This is a genomic window from Sphingobium indicum B90A, from assembly GCF_000264945.2.
GTDB lineage: Bacteria > Pseudomonadota > Alphaproteobacteria > Sphingomonadales > Sphingomonadaceae > Sphingobium > Sphingobium indicum.
The window spans coordinates 2,079,567-2,098,276 of record NZ_CP013070.1; the positions used below are offsets into that span (position 1 = coordinate 2,079,567).

General features: G+C 65.8%; 21 protein-coding genes. 16 read left to right on the plus strand and 5 right to left on the minus strand.

Going from position 1 to position 18,710, the window contains the following annotated elements; all coding sequences use genetic code 11:
* Positions 1–374 precede the first annotated feature (374 nt).
* The 8 genes from SIDU_RS10135 (at position 375) to SIDU_RS10170 (ending at position 6,305) form a co-directional block, all read left to right on the plus strand.
* Complete coding sequence (locus tag SIDU_RS10135; RefSeq protein ID WP_007681831.1) at positions 375–1,727, plus strand: M48 family metalloprotease; 1,353 nt, start codon at positions 375–377, stop codon at positions 1,725–1,727.
* Complete coding sequence (locus tag SIDU_RS10140; protein WP_007681830.1) at positions 1,724–2,494, plus strand: DsbA family protein; 771 nt, start codon at positions 1,724–1,726, stop codon at positions 2,492–2,494. Before SIDU_RS10135 ends, SIDU_RS10140 begins: the two co-directional genes overlap by 4 nt.
* 328 nt (positions 2,495–2,822) lie before the next feature.
* Positions 2,823–2,957, plus strand: a complete 135-nt coding sequence (rpmH, locus tag SIDU_RS10145) for a 50S ribosomal protein L34 (RefSeq protein ID WP_007683189.1) — start codon at positions 2,823–2,825, stop codon at positions 2,955–2,957.
* A 32-nt stretch (positions 2,958–2,989) separates the two neighbouring features.
* Positions 2,990–3,400 carry a ribonuclease P protein component gene (rnpA, locus tag SIDU_RS10150; protein ID WP_007683186.1) on the plus strand — a complete coding sequence of 137 codons (411 nt, stop codon included), beginning with the start codon at positions 2,990–2,992 and terminating at the stop codon, positions 3,398–3,400.
* The gene (gene yidD, locus SIDU_RS10155) at positions 3,397–3,609 is read left to right on the plus strand and encodes a membrane protein insertion efficiency factor YidD (RefSeq protein WP_007683184.1); all 213 of its coding nucleotides are present in this window, start codon (positions 3,397–3,399) and stop codon (positions 3,607–3,609) included. Before rnpA ends, yidD begins: the two co-directional genes overlap by 4 nt.
* A gap of 25 nt (positions 3,610–3,634) precedes the next feature.
* Positions 3,635–5,338, plus strand: a complete 1,704-nt coding sequence (gene yidC, locus SIDU_RS10160; protein ID WP_007683182.1) for a membrane protein insertase YidC — start codon at positions 3,635–3,637, stop codon at positions 5,336–5,338.
* Between the two features lie 10 nt (positions 5,339–5,348).
* On the plus strand, positions 5,349–5,996 hold the full coding sequence (gene yihA / locus SIDU_RS10165) for a ribosome biogenesis GTP-binding protein YihA/YsxC (RefSeq protein ID WP_007683179.1): 648 nt from the start codon (positions 5,349–5,351) through the stop codon (positions 5,994–5,996).
* Between the two features lie 6 nt (positions 5,997–6,002).
* A complete protein-coding gene (locus SIDU_RS10170) occupies positions 6,003–6,305 on the plus strand; it encodes an alkylphosphonate utilization protein (protein WP_007683177.1) in 303 nt (100 codons plus the stop codon).
* 5 nt (positions 6,306–6,310) lie between these two features.
* On the opposite strand, the gene SIDU_RS10175 is transcribed toward SIDU_RS10170, so the two are convergent.
* On the minus strand, positions 6,311–6,892 hold the full coding sequence (locus tag SIDU_RS10175) for a 2'-5' RNA ligase family protein (RefSeq protein WP_084191194.1): 582 nt from the start codon (positions 6,890–6,892) through the stop codon (positions 6,311–6,313).
* Positions 6,893–7,058: 166 nt separating this feature from the next.
* Between SIDU_RS10175 and SIDU_RS10180 the strand changes: the two genes are divergently transcribed.
* Positions 7,059–9,107, plus strand: a complete 2,049-nt coding sequence (locus tag SIDU_RS10180) for a carbon starvation CstA family protein (protein ID WP_039979563.1) — start codon at positions 7,059–7,061, stop codon at positions 9,105–9,107.
* Entirely contained in the window at positions 9,104–9,289 is a 186-nt protein-coding gene (locus SIDU_RS10185; RefSeq protein WP_007683172.1) for a YbdD/YjiX family protein, read from the plus strand. Before SIDU_RS10180 ends, SIDU_RS10185 begins: the two co-directional genes overlap by 4 nt.
* Before the next feature lie 77 nt (positions 9,290–9,366).
* On the opposite strand, the gene SIDU_RS10190 is transcribed toward SIDU_RS10185, so the two are convergent.
* Both SIDU_RS10190 and SIDU_RS10195 read right to left on the minus strand, forming a co-directional pair.
* Positions 9,367–10,284 carry an XdhC family protein gene (locus SIDU_RS10190; protein ID WP_007683170.1) on the minus strand — a complete coding sequence of 306 codons (918 nt, stop codon included), beginning with the start codon at positions 10,282–10,284 and terminating at the stop codon, positions 9,367–9,369.
* A gap of 113 nt (positions 10,285–10,397) precedes the next feature.
* Positions 10,398–11,069 carry a S24 family peptidase gene (locus tag SIDU_RS10195; RefSeq protein WP_037509455.1) on the minus strand — a complete coding sequence of 224 codons (672 nt, stop codon included), beginning with the start codon at positions 11,067–11,069 and terminating at the stop codon, positions 10,398–10,400.
* 112 nt (positions 11,070–11,181) lie between these two features.
* Between SIDU_RS10195 and SIDU_RS10200 the strand changes: the two genes are divergently transcribed.
* Positions 11,182–11,367, plus strand: coding sequence for a hypothetical protein (locus SIDU_RS10200; RefSeq protein ID WP_007683166.1), 186 nt, complete (start codon positions 11,182–11,184; stop codon positions 11,365–11,367).
* Positions 11,364–11,732, plus strand: a complete 369-nt coding sequence (locus SIDU_RS10205) for a hypothetical protein (RefSeq protein WP_007683163.1) — start codon at positions 11,364–11,366, stop codon at positions 11,730–11,732. Before SIDU_RS10200 ends, SIDU_RS10205 begins: the two co-directional genes overlap by 4 nt.
* A 47-nt stretch (positions 11,733–11,779) precedes the next feature.
* Here SIDU_RS10205 and SIDU_RS10210 read toward each other — a convergent pair whose 3' ends face one another.
* Both SIDU_RS10210 and SIDU_RS10215 read right to left on the minus strand, forming a co-directional pair.
* Positions 11,780–12,631, minus strand: a complete 852-nt coding sequence (locus tag SIDU_RS10210; protein WP_007683162.1) for a hypothetical protein — start codon at positions 12,629–12,631, stop codon at positions 11,780–11,782.
* 5 nt (positions 12,632–12,636) lie between these two features.
* Complete coding sequence (locus tag SIDU_RS10215) at positions 12,637–13,863, minus strand: TIGR04063 family PEP-CTERM/XrtA system glycosyltransferase (protein ID WP_007683161.1); 1,227 nt, start codon at positions 13,861–13,863, stop codon at positions 12,637–12,639.
* A 283-nt stretch (positions 13,864–14,146) separates the two neighbouring features.
* On the opposite strand from SIDU_RS10215, the gene SIDU_RS10220 reads away from it, so the two are divergent.
* The 4 genes from SIDU_RS10220 (at position 14,147) to SIDU_RS10235 (ending at position 18,654) form a co-directional block, all read left to right on the plus strand.
* A complete protein-coding gene (locus SIDU_RS10220; RefSeq protein WP_025771426.1) occupies positions 14,147–15,508 on the plus strand; it encodes a putative O-glycosylation ligase, exosortase A system-associated in 1,362 nt (453 codons plus the stop codon).
* Positions 15,505–16,200: a hypothetical protein gene (locus SIDU_RS10225; RefSeq protein WP_073507136.1), complete on the plus strand. Its 696-nt coding sequence runs from the start codon at positions 15,505–15,507 to the stop codon at positions 16,198–16,200. The genes SIDU_RS10220 and SIDU_RS10225 overlap by 4 nt, the downstream gene beginning before the upstream one ends.
* Positions 16,201–16,440: 240 nt before the next feature.
* Positions 16,441–17,448 carry a DNA topoisomerase IB gene (locus tag SIDU_RS10230; protein WP_007688655.1) on the plus strand — a complete coding sequence of 336 codons (1,008 nt, stop codon included), beginning with the start codon at positions 16,441–16,443 and terminating at the stop codon, positions 17,446–17,448.
* Between the two features lie 27 nt (positions 17,449–17,475).
* Positions 17,476–18,654: a mechanosensitive ion channel family protein gene (locus tag SIDU_RS10235; protein WP_007688653.1), complete on the plus strand. Its 1,179-nt coding sequence runs from the start codon at positions 17,476–17,478 to the stop codon at positions 18,652–18,654.
* Positions 18,655–18,710: the final 56 nt, after the last annotated feature.

The following is an 18,710-nucleotide window of genomic DNA, read 5'->3' on the forward strand; positions in this document are numbered from 1 at the left end:
GCGTTGCAATGATTTTGGACGCCGGGTTTCAACCGGCGCTGGACCTTCGCATTCGTCATCCCGGACTTGATCCGGGATCCCGCTCTTCTCTCCCCTGCGCCTGGTCTCAGGCAGCGAGACCCCGGATCAAGTCCGGGGTGACGAAGATGGGCAGGACTGCAAAGAACCGATGGTGGACGTTCACAAGTCGGGTTATGAACTCTGGCTAGTTCCATATGGCATGGAAACGGAAAGGCCGCTTCCCCCCAAAGCCGCTATTGGACCTGCCGCTTAATAGGCTACATAACGCCTTTCAGTTGCCGTTCATCCGGACAGTCAGCGATGGAGCCTCTTCCCCTGCCCCGCACCGCCCCTGCATGCCCAATCGTGATCGCATGACCTCGCGCTGGCTTCGTTTCGCGGCCGTTGCGGCGGCATCGCTGGCCCTGCTGGCGCGCCCGGCGGCGGCGCAGCAGATATTGCGGGACGCGGAGACGGAGGCGTTCATGGCCGACATGTCCGCGCCGCTGGTGCAGGCCGCGGGCATGGAGCCGCGCAACGTCCAGGTGCTGGTCATCAACGACCCCAATATCAACGCCTTCGTCGCGGGCGGCCAATATGTCTGGGTGCATAGCGGGCTGATCGCGGCCGCCGACAATGTGAACCAGGTGCAGGGGGTGGTCGCGCACGAACTCGGCCATATAGAGGGCGGCCATGTCATCCGTTATGGAGAGGGGATGAAGGAGGCGACCGGCATCACCCTGCTCAGCCTGGTGCTGGGTGCGGCGGCCATCGCGGCGGGCGGCGCGGAAGCGGGCATGGGCATCCTCGGCATGGGGCAGCAGGCGGCGATGGGCAAGTTCCTGGCCTTTTCGCGGGCGCAGGAAAGCTCCGCCGACCTTGCCGGGGCGCGTTATCTCAGCAAGGCGGGGGTTTCGGGCAAGGGCAGCCTGGAATTCTTCAAGAAGCTGCAGAACCAGGAATATCGCCTCGCCATTCCGCAGGACGACAGCTATGGCCGCACCCACCCGCTGTCGGGCGAGCGCATCAACGTGCTGCGGGAAGTCTATACGGTCGATCCCGCCTGGGACAAGCCGATGGACCCGAAGCTGGAGGCGCGGTTCGAAAGGATCAAGGCGAAGCTGGTGGGCTTCGTGTCGGAACCCAGCCAGACCCTGCTCAAATATCCCGAAAGCGACCAGTCGCTCCCGGCTCATTATGCCCGCGCCTATGCCTGGCACAAGAGCGCCTATCCGGACAAGGCTCTGGCGGAGGTCGACGCGTTGCTGGCCGCCGCGCCGCACGATCCCTATTTTCTGGAGCTGAAAGGGCAGGTGCTGCTGGAAAGCGGCAAGCCCGCCGACGCCATCCCGCCGCTGCGCGAGGCGGTGCAACTGACCAACCAGCCGCTGATCGCCACGCTGCTGGGCCATGCGCTGATCGCGACGGAGAATGACGCGAATTTCGCGGAGGCGGAGAAGGTGCTGCGCAACGCCATTGCGCGGGACCGGGAAAACCCCTTCGCCTGGTATCAGTTGGGCGTGGTCTATGAACATCGCGGCGACCTGCCCCGCGCCGCGCTGGCGACGGCGGAGCGCTATTCGATGATGGGCGAGGACCAGATGGCGCTGCGCAGCGCCGACGCCGCGATGCAGGGGTTGAAGCCGGGCACGGTTGACTATCTGCGCGCGCAGGATATCGCCATGGTTTCCCGCGCAGCCGTCGAGCAGAAGCGAAAGAAGAGATGACAGACCAATCGCGTCCCGGCTTTCGCGCTGCGCTTTCCAACAGGACCATGATGATGACCCTTGGCGTCTTCGCCTTCATCGCCGCCACCGCGACGGGCGCTGCGCTCGGCACCCAGAGCACGGGCCGCGTCGACGCCAGCGACAAGGCCACGATCGAGCGGATCGTGCACGACTATATATTGGAGCATCCGGAGATCATTCCGCAGGCGGTCGAGAAATTGCAGGCCAAGCGGATGTCCGGCACCATCGACGCCAGCCGCCAGACCATCGAAACGCCCTATGCCGGGGCGTGGGAAGGCGCGGCCAAGGGCGATGTGACGGTGGTCGAATTCTTCGACTATGCCTGCGGCTATTGCCGGGCCTCGCTGCCCGATCTCGCCCGGCTGGTGGGCGAGGACAAGGGCGTGAAGGTGGTCTATCGCGAACTGCCGATCCTGTCCGAAGAGAGCATCGATGCGGCAAAGGTGTCGCTGCTGGCGGCGGAGAAGAACCAGTATATGCCTTTCCACAGGGCGCTCTATGCCGCGGGGAAGGTGACGCGGGAGACCATCCTGGCGGCGGCGGCGAAGGTCGGGATCGACGCGAAAGCGGCGGAGGCGGCGATCGCCGGGGGCAAATATGATGCGGAGATCCAGTCCAATATCGGGCTGGCGCAGAAGCTGCAGGCGAGCGGCACGCCGACCTTCGTGATCGGGGGACAGGTGCTGAACGGGGCTGTGGGCTATGATGCGCTGAAAGCGGCGGTGAGCGCGGCGCGGGGGAAATAAGCGGCGGCTTTGGGGGTGGTTAGCCGTCATTCCCCCTCCCGCAGGCGGGAGGGGGCTAGCGCAACATCTGCGTTGATTCGCAACGGTTGGGTCAGAAGCTCGCTCCGCTCGCGCCCACCCCTAACCCCTCCCGTTTACGGGAGGGGAATGTCTTGGGATGGCCAGGATCCGACATTCCGTTCAACCATCTTCAAAACCATGATCCCCCCTCCTCGACCATTGACTCGCCTCTCCCTTTTGCCTATCGGACGCCCTCTGACATGCGGCCGCCTGCCCGGCGGCCCTTTTTTGTCACGCCCGATTCTTTTAGTTTTTTGAGGAATGAACGATGAAGCGCACCTATCAGCCGAGCAATCTGGTTCGGAAGCGCCGTCACGGTTTCCGCGCCCGCATGGCGACCCCCGGCGGCCGCAACGTGCTGCGCGCTCGTCGCGCCCGCGGCCGCAAGAGCCTGAGCGCCTGAACGACGCGCCGCTTGAACGCGCGCCTGCGGTCATGAGCCGGCGCGCTGATTTTCTGGCGGCGAATCGCGGGCGGCGCGCGCCCATGCCGGGCTTTGTCCTGTTGGTGCGCGAACGCGGCGACGGCGATCCGGCGATGCGCTACGGCATCACGGTCACGAAAAAGATTGGCGGCGCTGTCATCCGCAACCGGATGAAGCGCCGTTTTCGCGTTCTGGCGCGGGAACTGCTGCCCGTTCATGGCGTGGCCGGCGCCGACCATGTGCTGATCGGGCGGTCCGAGGGGATCGAGCGCGATTTCGGCCTGCTTCGGGGCGAGTTGGAGAAGGCGCTGAAGAAGGTGATGTCGCGGCCCCTGGGTGAAGCGCCGCCAAGGAGGCGGGATTCCTCCAAAGAGAAGAAAAAGGCTTCGACAGGCTCAGCCCGAACGGATGTGGGAGGGTGATATCCCGCATCCTCATCCTGGTCGCGCGCTTCTGGCAGATCGGGCCTTCGCGCATTTTGCCGCCCTCCTGCCGCTATGCCCCATCCTGTTCCGAATATGCGATCCAGGCGATCGGCAAATATGGTGCGGTGAAGGGTAGCTGGCTGGCCGCGAAGCGGCTAATGCGATGCCACCCATGGGGCGGTTCGGGTTACGACCCGGTTCCCTGACAGACGAGATTCGAGAGCGACAAGCGTGGACGACAAGAAGAATATCATCCTGGCGGTGGTGCTGACCGCGGCGATCCTGTTCGGCTGGCCCTATGTCGCCCAATATTTCTTCCCCGCCGCCAATCCGCCGGCCACGAAGATCGAGGGCGGCAAGACGACGCCGCTCACCCCGTCCGGCGCCGCGCCCGCTGCCGAAGGCGCGGCCGCGATCCGCGATCTGGCGCTGGTGCTGAAGGACAGCCCCCGCGTGGCCATCCGCACGCCCAAGATCACCGGGTCGATCAACCTGAAGGGCGCGCGCATCGACGACATCGTGCTGCCGACCTACAAGGAAACCATCGCGAAATCCTCGCCCGCGATCCGCCTCTACAGCCCCAGCGGCACGAAGCATGCCTATTTTGCGGGCTTCGGCTGGCAGGGCGAAGGGGTGAAGACGCCCGACGGCGGCACCGTCTGGACCGCCAGCGCCAAGGAACTGACCCCGACCAGCCCCGTCACGCTGAGCTGGAACAATGGCGCGGGCCAGACCTTCGAAATCCGCTATTCCATCGACGAAAACTACATGATCACCGCGCAGCAGAAGGTGTCGAACGGCGGCGCCGGCGCGGTCGGCGTCAAGAGCTATGGCTATGTCAGCCGCGCCACGCCCTCGGCGGACCCGGACACCTGGACGATCCATGTCGGCCCGATGGGCGTGTTCAACGGCGCGGCCAATTATGACGTGAACTACTCGGATCTGGAAAAGGGCCCGGCCACGCAGAGCTTCCAGTCGACCGGCGGCTGGATCGGCTTCACCGACAAATATTGGCTCTCCGCCCTGATCCCGGACCAGAAGGCCGCCTTTACCGGCCAGATGCGCAAGGGCGCCGGCACGCAGTTCCAGACCGACGTGTCGCTGGCCCCCATCATGGTCGCGCCGGGCAAGGCGGTGACGCAGACCAACCGGCTGTTCGTCGGCGCCAAGGAAGTGAAGACGCTGGAAGCCTATCAGGATGCGGGCGTTCCGCTGTTCGACCGGGCGATCGACTGGGGCTGGTTCTACTGGTTCGAAAAGCCGATCTTCGCCCTGCTCCACTGGCTGTTCGAACATATCGGCAATTTCGGCGTGGCGATCATCTGCCTGACCTTCGTGGTCCGGGGCCTGATGTTCCCCGTCGCCCAGCGCCAGTTCGCCAGCATGGCGGCGATGCGGGCCGTGCAGCCCAAGATGAAGGCGCTGCAGGAGAAATATAAGGACGACAAGCCCAGGCTCCAGCAGGAGATGATGGAGCTTTACAAGCGCGAGAAGGTGAACCCGCTGGCCGGCTGCCTGCCGATCTTCATTCAGATTCCGATCTTCTTCGCGCTGTACAAGGTGTTGCAGCTTACCATCGAAATGCGTCACCAGCCCTTCGTGCTGTGGATCAAGGATCTCTCCGCGCCCGATCCGCTGCACATCGTCAACCTGTTCGGCCTGCTGCCCTTCACCCCGCCCGCCTTCCTGGGCATCGGCGTGCTGGCGCTGCTGCTGGGCATCAGCATGTATTTCCAGTTCAAGCTGAACCCGGCGCAGATGGACCCGATGCAGCAGCAGGTGTTCGCGATCATGCCGTGGATGATGATGTTCATCATGGCGCCCTTCGCGGCGGGCCTGCTGGTCTACTGGATCACCAACAACTGCCTGTCGATGCTGCAGCAATGGTGGCTCTACAAGCGCCACCCGCAACTCAGCGCAGCGACCGCGAAATAAGGCCGGCCCGTTGACCGAACAGGAACAGGCTGAATTGATCGAGGAAGCGCGCAAGGTCTTTGCAGGCCCCATCGCCTTCCTCAAATCCGCGCCCGACCTTAAATTCCTGCCCGACATGGCGGTGAACGAGGTGGCTTTCGCGGGCCGGTCCAATGTCGGCAAATCATCGCTGCTGAACGCGCTCACCAACCGCAACGGGCTGGCGCGGACGTCCAACACGCCAGGGCGGACGCAGGAACTCAACTTCTTCGACGTGGGCGACCCGCTGCGCTTCCGGCTGGTCGACATGCCGGGCTATGGCTATGCCAAGGCGCCCAAGGACATGGTGCGCAAATGGCGCTTCCTGGTGAACGACTATCTGCGCGGCCGGCCGAAGCTGAAGCGCACGCTGGTGCTGATCGACAGCCGCCATGGAATCAAGGATGTCGATACCGACATCCTCGACATGCTGGACGCGGCGGCGGTCAGCTACCGCATCGTGCTGACCAAGGCGGACAAGGTGAAGGCCAGCCATCTTGCCGAGGTGAAGCAAGCGGTGACCGACGCGATCCGCAAGCGGCCCGCCGCCCATCCCGACATCATCGCGACGTCGAGCGAAAAGGGCATGGGCCTTCCCGAATTGCGCGCCGCCGTGCTGGAAAGCGTAACGCAGGGATAAGCCGCCATGGCCGATGATGACTATGTCTATGACGAAGCCAGCGGCGAGTGGATCAGCGCCGCCGAGGCTGCTGCCCGAACCCAGGCCGCCGATGCCGTCGAAGTGCGCGATGCGGTGGGCAATCTGCTGGCGGACGGCGATCAGGTCACGCTGATCAAGGATCTGGTCGTCAAGGGCGCTGGCCAGACGTTGAAGCGCGGCACGCTGATCAAATCGATCCGCCTGACCGGCGATCCCCAGGAAATCGACTGCCGCCATGACGGCATCAAGGGACTGGTGCTTCGTGCCGAGTTCGTGCGCAAGCGCTGAGATCCTCAGAAAAGGCTGTACTGCCCGCTCCCCTTCAAGGTCCATGTGGCAAGGGTTTCATGGTGGGTGCGCCCGACATGGCTGCATATCAGCATGAAGCGGTCGACATGCCAGCCAAAGCCCTCCACCCGGCGCTGTTCGGGCGGGCCGTCGCGGTAGAACAGCGTCTGGTGCGGGCTGAAGCTCCAGCCGGGGCGCAGCATCACCCCCGCCCCCTTCGTCGCCGCCGCGATCCGCCTTTGCAGCGCGCCGAGCAACGGGACATTATGGGATGGCCGCAGGGCGGCGGACCGGCTGCCGATGCTGAGCCGGTCCAGCCGCAGGTCGAACGGTTCCGCCATCACGCCCGTCCCGGCCCGCATCAGCGCCTTGATCACGGCATAGGGATAATCGACATGGTCGCTGGTGATCGCCAGCGTCACATGCTGGTGATCCACGGCGATCCGCCGGGCGCCGCCGGCGATGCTTTCGGCGAAATGATCCGTCTGACGGGCGATCAGCGCCGTCGGTTTCAACGCGAAGAACAGGCGGAACAGGGTGTCGGTCGGGCGGCTTTCCATGGCGGTTGCTCCATGCGAATCGGTCATATATGTTCATGATATGTTCTTTTTCTTTCCAAGGCGAATCCGGGCAGATCGGCGCGCCGCCGATGAGCGGCAATCGGTGCGCGGACGGGGTTCCGGACAAGATGATTGTCTTTGAGGACCGTGGCCCTACTGTGCGGGTATCCAACGAAAAGGCAGCCAGAAAGCGATGACCCGGCACATACCCTGGATTATGATAGCGTTAGTGGGCGCGGCGGCGCTGTCGGTCGTGGCGGTGTCGCGCGGCGAGACGGTCAACGCGCTGTGGATCGTGGTGGCGGCGGTCAGCAGCTTCCTGGTCGCCTATCGCTATTATGCGCTCTACATCGCGCGGCACGTGATGCGGCTGGACCCGTCGCGGCCCACGCCCGCGATCCGGCGGGCCGATGGGCTGGACTATGTCGCGACCGACCGGACGGTGCTGTTCGGGCATCATTTCGCCGCCATTGCGGGCGCGGGGCCGCTGGTGGGGCCGGTGCTGGCGGCGCAGATGGGTTATCTGCCGGGCACGCTGTGGATCATCGCGGGCGTTGTGCTGGCGGGCGCGGTGCAGGACTTCATGGTCCTCTTCATCTCCATGCGGCGCGACGGCAAGTCGCTGGGCGAGCTGATCCGCATGGAAATGGGGCAGGTCGCGGGCACCATTGCGCTGTTCGGGGCCTTCATGATCATGGTCATCATCCTGGCCGTGCTGGCGCTGATCGTGGTGAAGGCGCTGGCGGAAAGCCCCTGGGGCATGTTCACCGTGGCGGCGACGGTGCCGCTCGCCATGGCCATGGGCGTCTATACGCGGTGGATCAGGCCGGGGCGGATCGGGGAAGTGTCGCTGCTGGGGCTGGTCGGATTGCTGGCGGCCATCGTCTATGGGCAGAGCATCGCCGCTTCGCCGGTCTGGGGTCCGGCCTTCACCTTCACGCCGGTGCAGCTTTGCTGGATTTTGATCGGCTATGGCGCGGTGGCCGCGATATTGCCGGTGTGGCTGTTGCTGGCGCCGCGGGATTATCTGTCAACCTTCCTCAAGATCGGGGCCATTGCGGCGCTGGCGGTGGGCATCGTCATCATGGCGCCCCCGCTGAAAATGCATGCCGTGACGCAGTTCGCGAGCGGCAACGGGCCGGTCTGGGCGGGCGGACTGTTCCCCTTCCTGTTCATCACCATCGCCTGCGGGGCGGTTTCGGGCTTCCATGCCCTCATTTCCAGCGGCACCACGCCCAAGCTGATCGCCAGCGAAGCGCATGCGCCGATGATCGGCTATGGCGCGATGCTGATGGAGGCGTTCGTGGCGATCATGGCGCTGGTGGGCGCGTCGATCCTGGACCCCGGCATCTATTTCACGATGAACAGCCCGGCGGCGGCGATCGGCACGGACGCGGCAAGCGCGGCGGCGGCGGTGACGGCCATGGGCTTTCCCATCTCGCCCGACCTGATCCTGCAGACCGCGAAGGATGTGGGGGAGCATAGCATCATCTCCCGCGCCGGGGGCGCACCGACGCTGGCGGTGGCGATGGCGGAGATTTTCTCCCATGTCGTGGGCGGCCCGGCGATGAAGGCGTTTTGGTATCATTTCGCGATATTGTTCGAGGCGCTGTTCATCCTGACCGCCGTGGATGCGGGCACGCGGGCCGGGCGCTTCATGTTGCAGGATCTGATCGCGCTGGCGGTGCCGGGGTTCAAGGATACGAAGACCATCGCGCCGGGGATCGTCGCGACGGCGCTGACGGTCGCGGCATGGGGCTTCTTCCTCTATCAGGGCGTGACCGATCCGCTGGGCGGGGTGAACACGCTCTGGCCTGTGTTCGGCATTTCCAACCAGATGCTGGCGGCCATCGCGCTGATGCTGGGGACGGCGGTGCTGTTCAGGATGAAGCGGGACCGCTTTGCCTGGGTGACGATCGTTCCGGCTGCATGGTTGCTGGTCTGCACCCTGTCGGCGGGTTGGCTGAAACTGTTTTCGGCGGATGCGAAGGTCGGGTTCCTGGCGCATGCGGCCAAGTTCGGCGCGGCTGCCGACAGGGGCGAAGTGCTGGCCCCCGCCAAGTCGATGGCGGAGATGGAAGCGATCATCTTCAACGACCGGGTCGACGCCGGGCTGGTGGCGATATTCCTGTTCGTGGTGCTGGCGGTGCTGTTCTTCACGCTGCGCACCTGCCTGGCGGCGCGGAAGGCTGCGGCGCCGACGGCTCGGGAAATTCCGGCGCAACTGGTGCCGGCGGAATGAGCCTGTTTCTCCACAGGCTGCGGCAGGTGGCGCGCATGATGGTCGGGGTGCCGGATTATGACGCCTATCTGCGGCATATGCGGGAGCATCATCCGGAGCGGGTGCCGATGGAGCGGATCGCCTTTTTCCGGGAGCGGCAGGAGGCGCGCTATGGGGGCAAGAATGGGGGGAAATGCTGTTAGGGGTGAGCGTTGCGCAATTCCCCTCCACCATTTGCCTTGCGAATGGTCCCCCTCCCCATCGTTGATGGGGAGGATTTTTAGCGTTTGGAGTTGAAGGCGGCGATCATGCCGGCCGCGACGGAGAGGGCGATTTCGGCGGCGCCCACCGCGCCTATGTTCAGGCCTGCGGGGCCGTCTATGCGTGTCAGTTCTTCCGGGGGGAAGCCCAAGGCGGCCAGCCGTTCCAGCCGCGCCGCGTGGCTTTTGCGGGAACCGAGCGCGGCGATATAGCCGGTGGGCGCGCGCAGGGCCGCAACCAATGCCGGATCGTCGATCTTGATGTCGTGGCTGAGCGTCACCACCGCGGTCGATTCGCCGGGGAAGCGGGCGGCGACGGCTTCGTCGGGCCAGCGGTCATCCAGTTCGACGCCGGGGAAGCGCTCCTCCGTCAGGAAGCGGCCGCGTGGGTCGATGACGACCGGGGTGACGCCGATAGCCTGGGCCAGGGCGCTTAGCGACTGGGCGATCTGCACCGCGCCCACGATCAGCAACCGGCGGGGCGGATCGTAGCGGTTGTGGAACTGGCCCTCGGTCGCCCCTTCCCGCGTCAGGCCGGTTTCCAGGTCGGTCGACAGGGTGAGCGCCCTGCCCTTTTCGCTTTCCGCCGCGATCCGTTCGAACAGCGCGGGATCGAATCCATCCGCGCCGACCGGCTGGACCAGCACGCGGATTTCCCCGCCGCAGGGCAGGCCGACCGCCCAGGCATCGCCGTCCGCCACGCCATAGCTTTCCAGATGCGCCGGCCGGCCCGCGATCACCTCGGCGGCGCGCTGGAGCACGTCGCTTTCCACGCAGCCGCCGGAGATGCTGCCTTCGAAGCGGCCGTCCTCATGCACGATCATATGGCTGCCGCGTGGCCGGGGGGCGGAACCCCAGGTCGCCACCACCGTCGCCAGCGCCAGCCGCGCCCCGCGCCATTCCATGGCCTTGCGGATGACGGCGCCGTTATCGTTCAAAATCGAGCCTCCTAGAGCGATTTCCAAGCGATCGGAACCGATCGCTGGTTAAGAAATCGCGGAAAACAAATAATCTAGAGCGGCGATCTGATTCAATCAGATCGAAACCCGCTCTAGACCAGCCGTCGTCCGGTCCATACCACCCGTCCCACGATAACGACCAGCGCCGGATCGATGTCGATCCAGTCGGGATAATGGGGATTGTCGCTGAGCACGGAAAAAAAGCCCCGGCGCGGCCCCATGGCCACACGCTTCACCATCAGCACCCCGTCGAGCCGCAGCACGTAGACGCCGTCGCGCAGACGTTCCGCATCGTCGTCATGATTGACCATGATCTCATCGCCGTCGCTGAGCGTGGGGGCCATGGATTCGCCGTCGACGCGGATGATCGATATTTTCTGCGGCCGCACCCCCAAGTGGCGCAGCCAGTTGGCGTCGAACGCCATCAGGCCGGCGGCCCGCTCATCCTCGTCCAGCGATCCCGGCCCGGCCGAAGCGCCCAGCGAAAGGCGCGGCACGCTGACCACAGAGGGCAGCGAGCGCACCCTGGAAGGCGGCGCGCCGCGCTGGGCCGATCCGCCCAGCATCTCCTCCGCCACGCCGAAATAGCGGGCCAATATGCGCCGGTCCTCCTCATCCAGCTTGCGCGGCGTGCCGCGTTTGATGAACTGCTGGATATAGGCGGGATTGCGGTTCAGCAGGCGCGAGAGATCCGAATAGCTGTCGCCCCGCTCGGCAATCAGCCGTTCCAGCACCATGCGCGGATTTTCTCCAGTACCGACCATATCTCATCCATTACTGATAGGAATTTTCCTAGACAAGTAGGAAATTTGGCAACATGAAAATCGCCTGAGGATTCGCGCCGGCGGATCGAATCGGCAGAGGAGAAGCGGGGATATGTTGTTGCGTGAGGTCGAGAAATTTCTGCGGGAAAACGATATTCCGGCGACCAGGTTCGGCCGCGAGAGCGTGCGCGATCCCCGGCTGGTCTTGGACCTGCGCAGGGGCCGCGAACCGGGCGAACGGATGAAGAGACGAGTAGAACATTTCATGAACACATATCGCAGGAGCACGGGCGAATGACAAGCATCCAGGTGAACGCTCCCATCCGGAATCTGCTCCAGAATGAAGGTAGGGCAAAAGCGCGCGACCCGCTGCCTCGCCTGCTGGCGCAACTGATCGCGCGGGCGGGCGGGGAGGTCATGGTGGAGCGCGCCGCCAGCCGTCCATGGGCCAGCGCGCTGTTCCAGGGGCGGCGCCATGTCATTGCGCTGACGCTTGCCGGGCCGGATGCCGCGGAACGGCGCGCCGCCTTCGCCGAGGGGATAGAGGAAGCGGAATGGAGCCTGTCCGGTCATTTCGTCGCGGACATCGGCATCGACAGCAGCCGTCCGGCGCCGGGCGGCGAGTGGATGGAATTGTCGGCGCTCACCATAGAGGACTGGTGAATCGGCCCCGGTCGGAGCGCGCCGTCCAGCGCGCCCTGCCGGTCGGTTCAGCGGGCGCGGCCGGCCATGGTGCGCAAAGTCCCCAGGGCGGCGCGCAGGGCTTCGTCCACGCCCTGCTCGACCTGGTCGCGCACCGGCACGGCGGGTTCGACCGGCATGTCCGCCAGAACGGAGGCGGGCCGGCCCATGCGCTTGCGCTGGGCAAGGCCCTGTTCCAGCCTCTGGGTCAGTTCCGACAGCGACAGATGCGCGGTGGGGGCGGAAGTCCGCTCCGATCGCGCGGGTTGCGCGGCCTGCTGAGGTTCGGCATCCGCCGTTTCCGGCGCGAACGCCCGCTGGAGGCGGGCAAAGGCCGTTTCCTCCGGCAATCGTTCCGGCGCGCCGGGAATGGAAAGGCCGCCCGGCACGGAGGCGGGCGCTTCGACGGGGGCTTGCGCCTTCCCATCTTCGCGCCCCGGCGCGGTGCGGGCGAAAATGTCGAGGCCGCCAAAGTCGCGGCTGGCGAAGATGGGCGACCGGGCGGGCGCGTCGGGATGGGCGTCGGCGCGGCGCAGCGCCGGCCCCGATTTGCGCCGGTCCCGCGACAGCCAGTTCAGCTTCGACAATGCAAAACCCATTTCACTCACTCCTGAGGCGCCGTTCCCGCGCCCTTGCTTGTCATGCGTCAGCAGAGCGACGCGCTTTTCCCTTTGTCCCGCCCAGATCAGGCCCAGCGCCATCGCCGCGCCGAAACCCGCCAGCAGCAGCCGGGCCTTCAGCCCCAGCGGCGGCGCGGCGGCCGGCACGGCTTCGCTGAGGCCGCTGGACGCCACGACCGTTTCGACCAGCCCGACCGGCAGCGAGAAGAGGAGCAGCCCGGCCCCCAGCGCGCCGAGCAGCGCCTTCGCCAGCCCGCGCATTCCCGTCACGCCGCCGCCCGCACCCGATGGGGGCGCGCCAGCAATTGCCGATAGACGGGTTCGTAGCGAAGAATGTTTGACGACCAGTTACGCTCGCGCTCGACGAAGGCGCGCGCCGCCGCCCGCCGTTCGTCCCAGAAGCCGCGATCCGCGAACATCCCGGCCAGGGCGGCGGCGATGGCGGGGGGATCGTTCGGCGCGAACAAGGTGCCGGTGACGCCATGTTCGATCAGTTCGCGATGGCCGCCGACGCTGGACGCCGCGACCAGGCGGCCCTGCGCCATCGCCTCCAGCGGCTTCAGCGGCGTCACCAGGTCGGTGAGGCGCATCGCCTTGCGCGGATAGGCCAATATGTCGACCTGCGCATAATAATCCTCGACCTGATCGTGGGGCACGCGGCCGACGAAGACGATATGGTCGGCGAAGGGTGAGGCCATGGCCTGATCCCGCAGCGCCTGTTCGCGGGGGCCGCCGCCGACCAGCAGCAGCTTCGCCTTCGGGCGGGCGCGCACCAGTCTGGGCAGGGCGGCGATCAGGTCGTCCAGCCCCTCATAATCGTAGAAGCTGCCGATGAAGCCGACGACATCGGCTCCATCTAGGCCCAGCTTGGCCGTCAGCGCAGGATCGCGGGGGACGGGCGTGCCGAACTGGTCCATGTCGACGCCGTTGGGCGAGACGATGATCTTGGCGGCGTCGATGCCCCGCGCCACCAGGTCGCCGCGCAGCCCTTCGCAGATCACCGCCACGGCATCGGCGGCGCGGACCGCATGGGTTTCAAGCTGGCGGGTCAGCCAGTAACGGGGGCTGCCCTCCGTTCCGGTGCCGTTGCCGACCGCCGCATCCTCCCAGAAGGCGCGGATTTCGTAGATCATGGGAATCTGGTGCCGCTTCGCCACCTTCTGCGCGGCGATCGCGTTCAGCACCGGGGAATGGGCGTGGATGATGTCGGGCCGCCACTGGCGCACCAGCGATTCGATGGCGTCGGCATGGGCGGAAATATCCCGCCATTCGCGCAGCAGCGGATTGCCGCCGGTCGATTCGCCCGGCGTGCGGTGGAAATGCAGGCCGTCGACGATTTCCTCCAGCGGTCCCGGCGCGGCGTGGCGATGGCCCGTGATGCCGCGCACGTCCCAGCCCTTCGCCAGTTGCGCCCGCAATATCGCGCGGGTGCGGAAAGTATATCCGCTGTGCATCGGCAGGCTGTGGTCCAGCACATGGAGAATCCGTGTCATGGCGCTGAGTCTTGCCGGAAAAGGTTTAACGGGCCGTCAACTCTGTTGGGCTATGACGAGGTGATCCGGCGTCCATGGCACCGTGCTCCTGCGAAGGCAGGAGCCCAGTTCAGACGTTGGGACTGGGCTCCTGCCTTCGCAGGAGCACGTTGTAGATGATGGATAGTTCGCACAGCCGCGATGATCGACGCTCTTTCTCTTCTCATCAGCCATGGCGTCATCATGCTGGCGGCTTGGCGGTTGCTGTCGCGGCCCGATCTGGATCGCGATCCGGAGAATGGCGATGCGTGACCTGTTCTTCGTCGCCTTCCTCGGCGCCTTTTTCCTGGCCGGCTTCAAGCGGCCGTTCCTGCTGATCGCCGTCTATGCCTATATCGACATCGTCTCGCCCCAGCGGCTGTCCTATTTCCTGCTGAACAGCATTCCCATTTCCTTCATCGCCTTCGTGGCAGCGGTGGGATCGTGGATGCTGGTCGACGACAAGAAGGACTGCCGCCTGTCGGCGCGCCAGGCGATCCTGCTGCTGCTGCTCGCCTGGTGCGCCTATACCACGATGACGGCGGATTTCCCGATCAACGCCGCGACCAAATGGGGCTGGGTGTGGAAGGCGATGCTGTTCGCCATCTTCCTGCCCGTCACGCTGCGCACGCGCCTGCGGATCGAGGCCTTGGCCCTGTTCATGGTGCTTTGCGCCAGCACGATCATCATCAACGGCGGCATGAAGACGGCGCTGTCGGGCGGCGGCTATGGCGTGCTGAACCTGATGGTGGACAATAATAGCGGCCTCTATGAAGGCAGCATCATTTCGACCGTCGCCATTTCGCTGATCCCGCTGATCCTGTGGCTGTCGCGGCACGGCACCGTCTTTCCCCCCGACTGGCGGGTCAGGCTGTTCGCCTATGCGCTCTGCTTCGCCTGCCTTCTGATGCCCATCGGCACGGAGGCGCGGACGGGCCTGGTCTGCATCGCCGTCCTCGCGGGGCTGATGCTGATGCGGTCGAAGCGGCGGTTCCTCTATGGCCCGCTGATGGCGCTGGCGGCGCTGGCGGCGATCCCCTTCCTGCCCGCCAGCTTCACCCAGCGCATGTCGACCATCGAGAATCACAGCCAGGACGAAAGCGCCTCCACCCGCCTCGCCGTGTGGAAATGGACGCTGGACTATGTGAAGGACCATCCGGGCGGCGGCGGCTTCGACAATTACCTGCAAAACAAGTTCACCTATGTCATGCAGGAACGGGTGATCGACGCCGCCGGATCGCGCATGGAAAAGCGCATGATCACCGACCATGGCCGCGCCTATCACAGCGCCTATTTCGAGATGCTGGGAGAGCAGGGCTATTTCGGTTTCGTCCTGTGGGGGCTGCTGCACCTCATCTGCTTCATCCGCACCGAGGCGATACGGCGCATGTACCGGGCGCGGGACGGGGACGAGGCATGGGTGTCGCCCTTCGCCCTCGCCCTGCAGCAGGGGCATGTCATCTACATGGTTGGATCGCTGTTCGTGGGCATCGCCTATCAGCCGTTCATCTTCATGATGCTGTCGTTGCAGATCGGACTCGACACTTATTTGACCCGCAAGCGCAAATTGGCGGCCCGGCGGCCGTTATTTCCCGCAACACCAGTCGCGCAGGGGAGCGTCGCATGAAGGGCGAGTTGAGGATATTGGGCGCGGCCCACGGGCTGCTGCTGGGGCTGGTGCTCGCCGCGCCGCTGGTCGCGCCGGCGCTGCTGCCCTGGGGCGCCGAAGCCCTGTTCATCGTCGCCGCCTTCCAGTTGCGGCTGGCGGACCGGCGCTGGGAGACGCGCGCGGGGCTGCGGGGCTGGATCAGCCATATCCGCATGGCGCCGCTGCGGCTGGCGCCCTGGGCCGGGACGGCGCTCGTCGCGCTGATCGCGGGGCCGGAGCAGGCGCGGCTCGCCGCCGCGATACTGGCCGCCATCGCCATGGGCGAATTGCTGATCTATCCGGTCATCGCCCATCTGCTCGGACGCCTGCCGCGCCGGGGCCTGGCGGGAGCGATCCTGCTGCTGCTGATCGGCTGCGGCCTGGCGGAACCGGCGCAGGCGGCGCGGTTCGCCATGGCCTTTGCGCTCGGCATCGGCGGCTGCGTCTTCTGGCTGCGCGGCCCGGATGGGGAGCCGGGCGCGACCTTGATGGCGCTGGGCGGAACGGTCGCCGCGACGGCGGTCGCCCTGCTGGCGCCAATGGCGCAGGCGGTGGCGATCCCCGCCGCGATCCTGTGCCTGACGCTGACGCTCGCCCATCTGTCGGTGATGCGCAGGCATCCGCAGCACTGGCAACTGTCCGGCGGCATGCGGTTCGGGCGGATTCATTGAGGGGTTGGGCTTCGGTCATTGGCCAGGAGTTGACATGGCCGCACCGTCACCTTCGACAAGCTCAGGACAGGCTTGATCCGGGGGCCGCGTTTTTTCCTCTACACCGCGCCTCGTCCAAGGCAGCGGGACCCCGGGTCAAGCCCGGGGTGACGAATAGGGGAAATGGCGGGTACCCATTCTCTTCCTGCCCCCATCGCGCATTGCGGAACGAAGCGAGGAACGGCGGGTTGAGGAAAAACCATGCCGCCCGATTCCGTCGTCCATGCCAATGACAGCCTGCCCGGCATCACGCGCAGGGCGATGAAAAGGGGATGGGCCTATTTCGACGCCAGCGGCACGCGCATCACCGATCGGGAGGAGATCGACCGGCTGAACGCCATCGCCATGCCGCCCGCCTATCGCGACTGCTGGTTCTGTCCCCACCCTCAGGGCCATATTCAGGCGACCGGCTATGACGACCGGGGCCGCAAGCAATATCGCTATCACATCGATTTCCGCGCCGCGCGGGAGGCGGAGAAATATGCCGGCTGCCCCGCCTTCGGCCGCGCCCTGCCCAGGCTGCGCGCGCGGATCGAGGCCGACCTGTCGAAGCGCGGCCTGCGCAAGGAAAAGACGCTGGCCGCGGTCGTCCGCCTGCTCGACCTGGCCAAGGTGCGCGTCGGCAACGAGCAATATGCCGCCGCGAACAAGAGCTTCGGCGCGACCACGCTGCGCCGCCGCCATGTCGACCTGCGCGGCCAGGCGCTGCGGCTGCGGTATCGGGCCAAGTCCGGGCGGGAGCATGAACTGACGATCACCGACCGCCGCCTTGTCCGCTTCGTCCGCGCGGTGCAGGACCTGCCGGGGCAGCATCTCTTCCAATATGTGGATGAGGAAGGGATCGCCCGGCCGATCACCTCCAGCGACGTCAACGCCTATATATCGGAGGCGATGGGCGGCGATTTCACCGCCAAGCATTTCCGCACCTGGGGCGCCTCCGTCATCGCCTTCGAAACGCTGGCGGCGGGCAGCGTCTCGCTCAAGCAGATGATAGAGCCGGTCGCCGCGGCGCTGGGCAACACCCCGGCGATCAGCCGCAAAAGCTATATCCACCCCGCGCTGATAGAGCTTTGCCGCAACGGACAGGACATATGGCGACAGGGGCTTCGCCTGCCGCGCGCAACCCGCTATCTGTCCCGTTACGAACGCGGACTGATCGCCTTTCTGGAGGAGGCCGGCGGCACGACCGCCCTTCCCCTGGCGGCCTGATCCGCATCCAGAACCGCAAGGATATTCATGGCCGCCAAGAAAGACACCGCCGCCCTGCCGCAGATCGACGTCCGCCCGCCCAATCTCGGCGAGATGTGGCAATCGACGGTCCACTGGTTCTCGCTCCATTATCTGCAGATCCTGATCGCCATCGGCGCGGCGGTGGTCATCTACAGCCTGCTGACGGCGCTGCGCAGCGTGGGCGGACGGCTGAAGGGGCATCCGGGCGACACGCTGGGCCTTGCCAATGTCGCCGGCCGCGCCTTTGCCCGCACCACCCATTTCTTCATGGCGATGGTCGCAGCGCGGCTGGTGGTGAGCTACGCCAATCCGCCGCAGATGGTGCTGAAGACCGTCGCCTTCCTGTTCACCATCGCCGCCGTGTTCCAATGCGCCATCTGGGCGCGGGAGATCATATTGGGCCTGGTCGAGCGGCGCACCACGGCGGACGAGAGCCAGAGCCTGGCCAACGCCATGGGCCTGATCCGCGTGCTGGTAACATTCGCCCTGTTCGCCATCGCGCTGATCGTCGTGCTGGACAATCTGGGGGTGAACGTCACCGGCCTGGTCGCGGGCCTGGGCATCGGCGGCATCGCCATCGGCCTGGCGGCGCAGGGCATATTTTCCGACCTGTTCGCCGCGCTGTCGATCATCTTCGACAAGCCGTTCCGGCAGGGGGAGGTCATCACATATGACCAGACCACCGCCAGGGTGGAGCGCATCGGCCTGAAAAGCACGCACCTGCGCGCGATGAGCGGCGAGAAGAAGGTGATCTCCAACGCGAACCTCCTCCAGAAGGAGATCACCAGCCTGCAGACGCTGGCGCAGCGGCGCGTGACCTTCGCCATCGGCATCATCTACCAGACGCCGGAGGACAAGGCCGAGGCGATCCCCGCCATGCTGAAGGAGATCGTCGAGGCGGAAGGGCATGTCTTCGTCAATGCGGGGCTGGTGAGCTTCGGCGCCAGTTCGCTCGACTATCAGCTCAATTTCGACGTGCCCGACCCCGACACGCACGATTATTTCCTCTCGCGCCACCGGGTGGGCCTGGCCATCTGGAAGCGCTTTAACGCGGAGGGGATCGAATTCGCCTATCCCACGCAGACCAGCTTCACCGCCGCGCCCGACGGCCGGGCGATCATGCCCTATGCTGAGGTGCAGCCGGTGGTGCGGGTCGACCAGCCGGGGGGCGACGCCCGCGCCTGACTCGCCTGGCCGCATATCGGACTCGCTCTGCCTGCTCCCGCTTGCCCGGCGCGGCG

Excerpts from the sequence above, each read along its gene's own strand:
- SIDU_RS10170 (WP_007683177.1), top strand. The coding sequence starts at position 6,003 with ATGGCCGATGATGACTATGTCTATGACGAAGCCAGCGGCGAGTGGATC.
- SIDU_RS10220 (WP_025771426.1), top strand. The coding sequence starts at position 14,147 with ATGCGTGACCTGTTCTTCGTCGCCTTCCTCGGCGCCTTTTTCCTGGCC.
- SIDU_RS10235 (WP_007688653.1), top strand. The coding sequence starts at position 17,476 with ATGGCCGCCAAGAAAGACACCGCCGCCCTGCCGCAGATCGACGTCCGC.
- SIDU_RS10210 (WP_007683162.1), bottom strand. The coding sequence starts at position 12,631 with ATGCGCGGGCTGGCGAAGGCGCTGCTCGGCGCGCTGGGGGCCGGGCTG.
- SIDU_RS10175 (WP_084191194.1), bottom strand. The coding sequence starts at position 6,892 with ATGACCGATTCGCATGGAGCAACCGCCATGGAAAGCCGCCCGACCGAC.
- SIDU_RS10140 (WP_007681830.1), top strand. The coding sequence starts at position 1,724 with ATGACAGACCAATCGCGTCCCGGCTTTCGCGCTGCGCTTTCCAACAGG.
- SIDU_RS10180 (WP_039979563.1), top strand. The coding sequence starts at position 7,059 with ATGACCCGGCACATACCCTGGATTATGATAGCGTTAGTGGGCGCGGCG.
- SIDU_RS10195 (WP_037509455.1), bottom strand. The coding sequence starts at position 11,069 with ATGGTCGGTACTGGAGAAAATCCGCGCATGGTGCTGGAACGGCTGATT.
- SIDU_RS10185 (WP_007683172.1), top strand. The coding sequence starts at position 9,104 with ATGAGCCTGTTTCTCCACAGGCTGCGGCAGGTGGCGCGCATGATGGTC.
- rpmH (WP_007683189.1), top strand. The coding sequence starts at position 2,823 with ATGAAGCGCACCTATCAGCCGAGCAATCTGGTTCGGAAGCGCCGTCAC.
- rnpA (WP_007683186.1), top strand. The coding sequence starts at position 2,990 with ATGAGCCGGCGCGCTGATTTTCTGGCGGCGAATCGCGGGCGGCGCGCG.
- SIDU_RS10225 (WP_073507136.1), top strand. The coding sequence starts at position 15,505 with ATGAAGGGCGAGTTGAGGATATTGGGCGCGGCCCACGGGCTGCTGCTG.
- SIDU_RS10230 (WP_007688655.1), top strand. The coding sequence starts at position 16,441 with ATGCCGCCCGATTCCGTCGTCCATGCCAATGACAGCCTGCCCGGCATC.
- SIDU_RS10200 (WP_007683166.1), top strand. The coding sequence starts at position 11,182 with ATGTTGTTGCGTGAGGTCGAGAAATTTCTGCGGGAAAACGATATTCCG.
- SIDU_RS10205 (WP_007683163.1), top strand. The coding sequence starts at position 11,364 with ATGACAAGCATCCAGGTGAACGCTCCCATCCGGAATCTGCTCCAGAAT.
- SIDU_RS10135 (WP_007681831.1), top strand. The coding sequence starts at position 375 with ATGACCTCGCGCTGGCTTCGTTTCGCGGCCGTTGCGGCGGCATCGCTG.
- SIDU_RS10215 (WP_007683161.1), bottom strand. The coding sequence starts at position 13,863 with ATGACACGGATTCTCCATGTGCTGGACCACAGCCTGCCGATGCACAGC.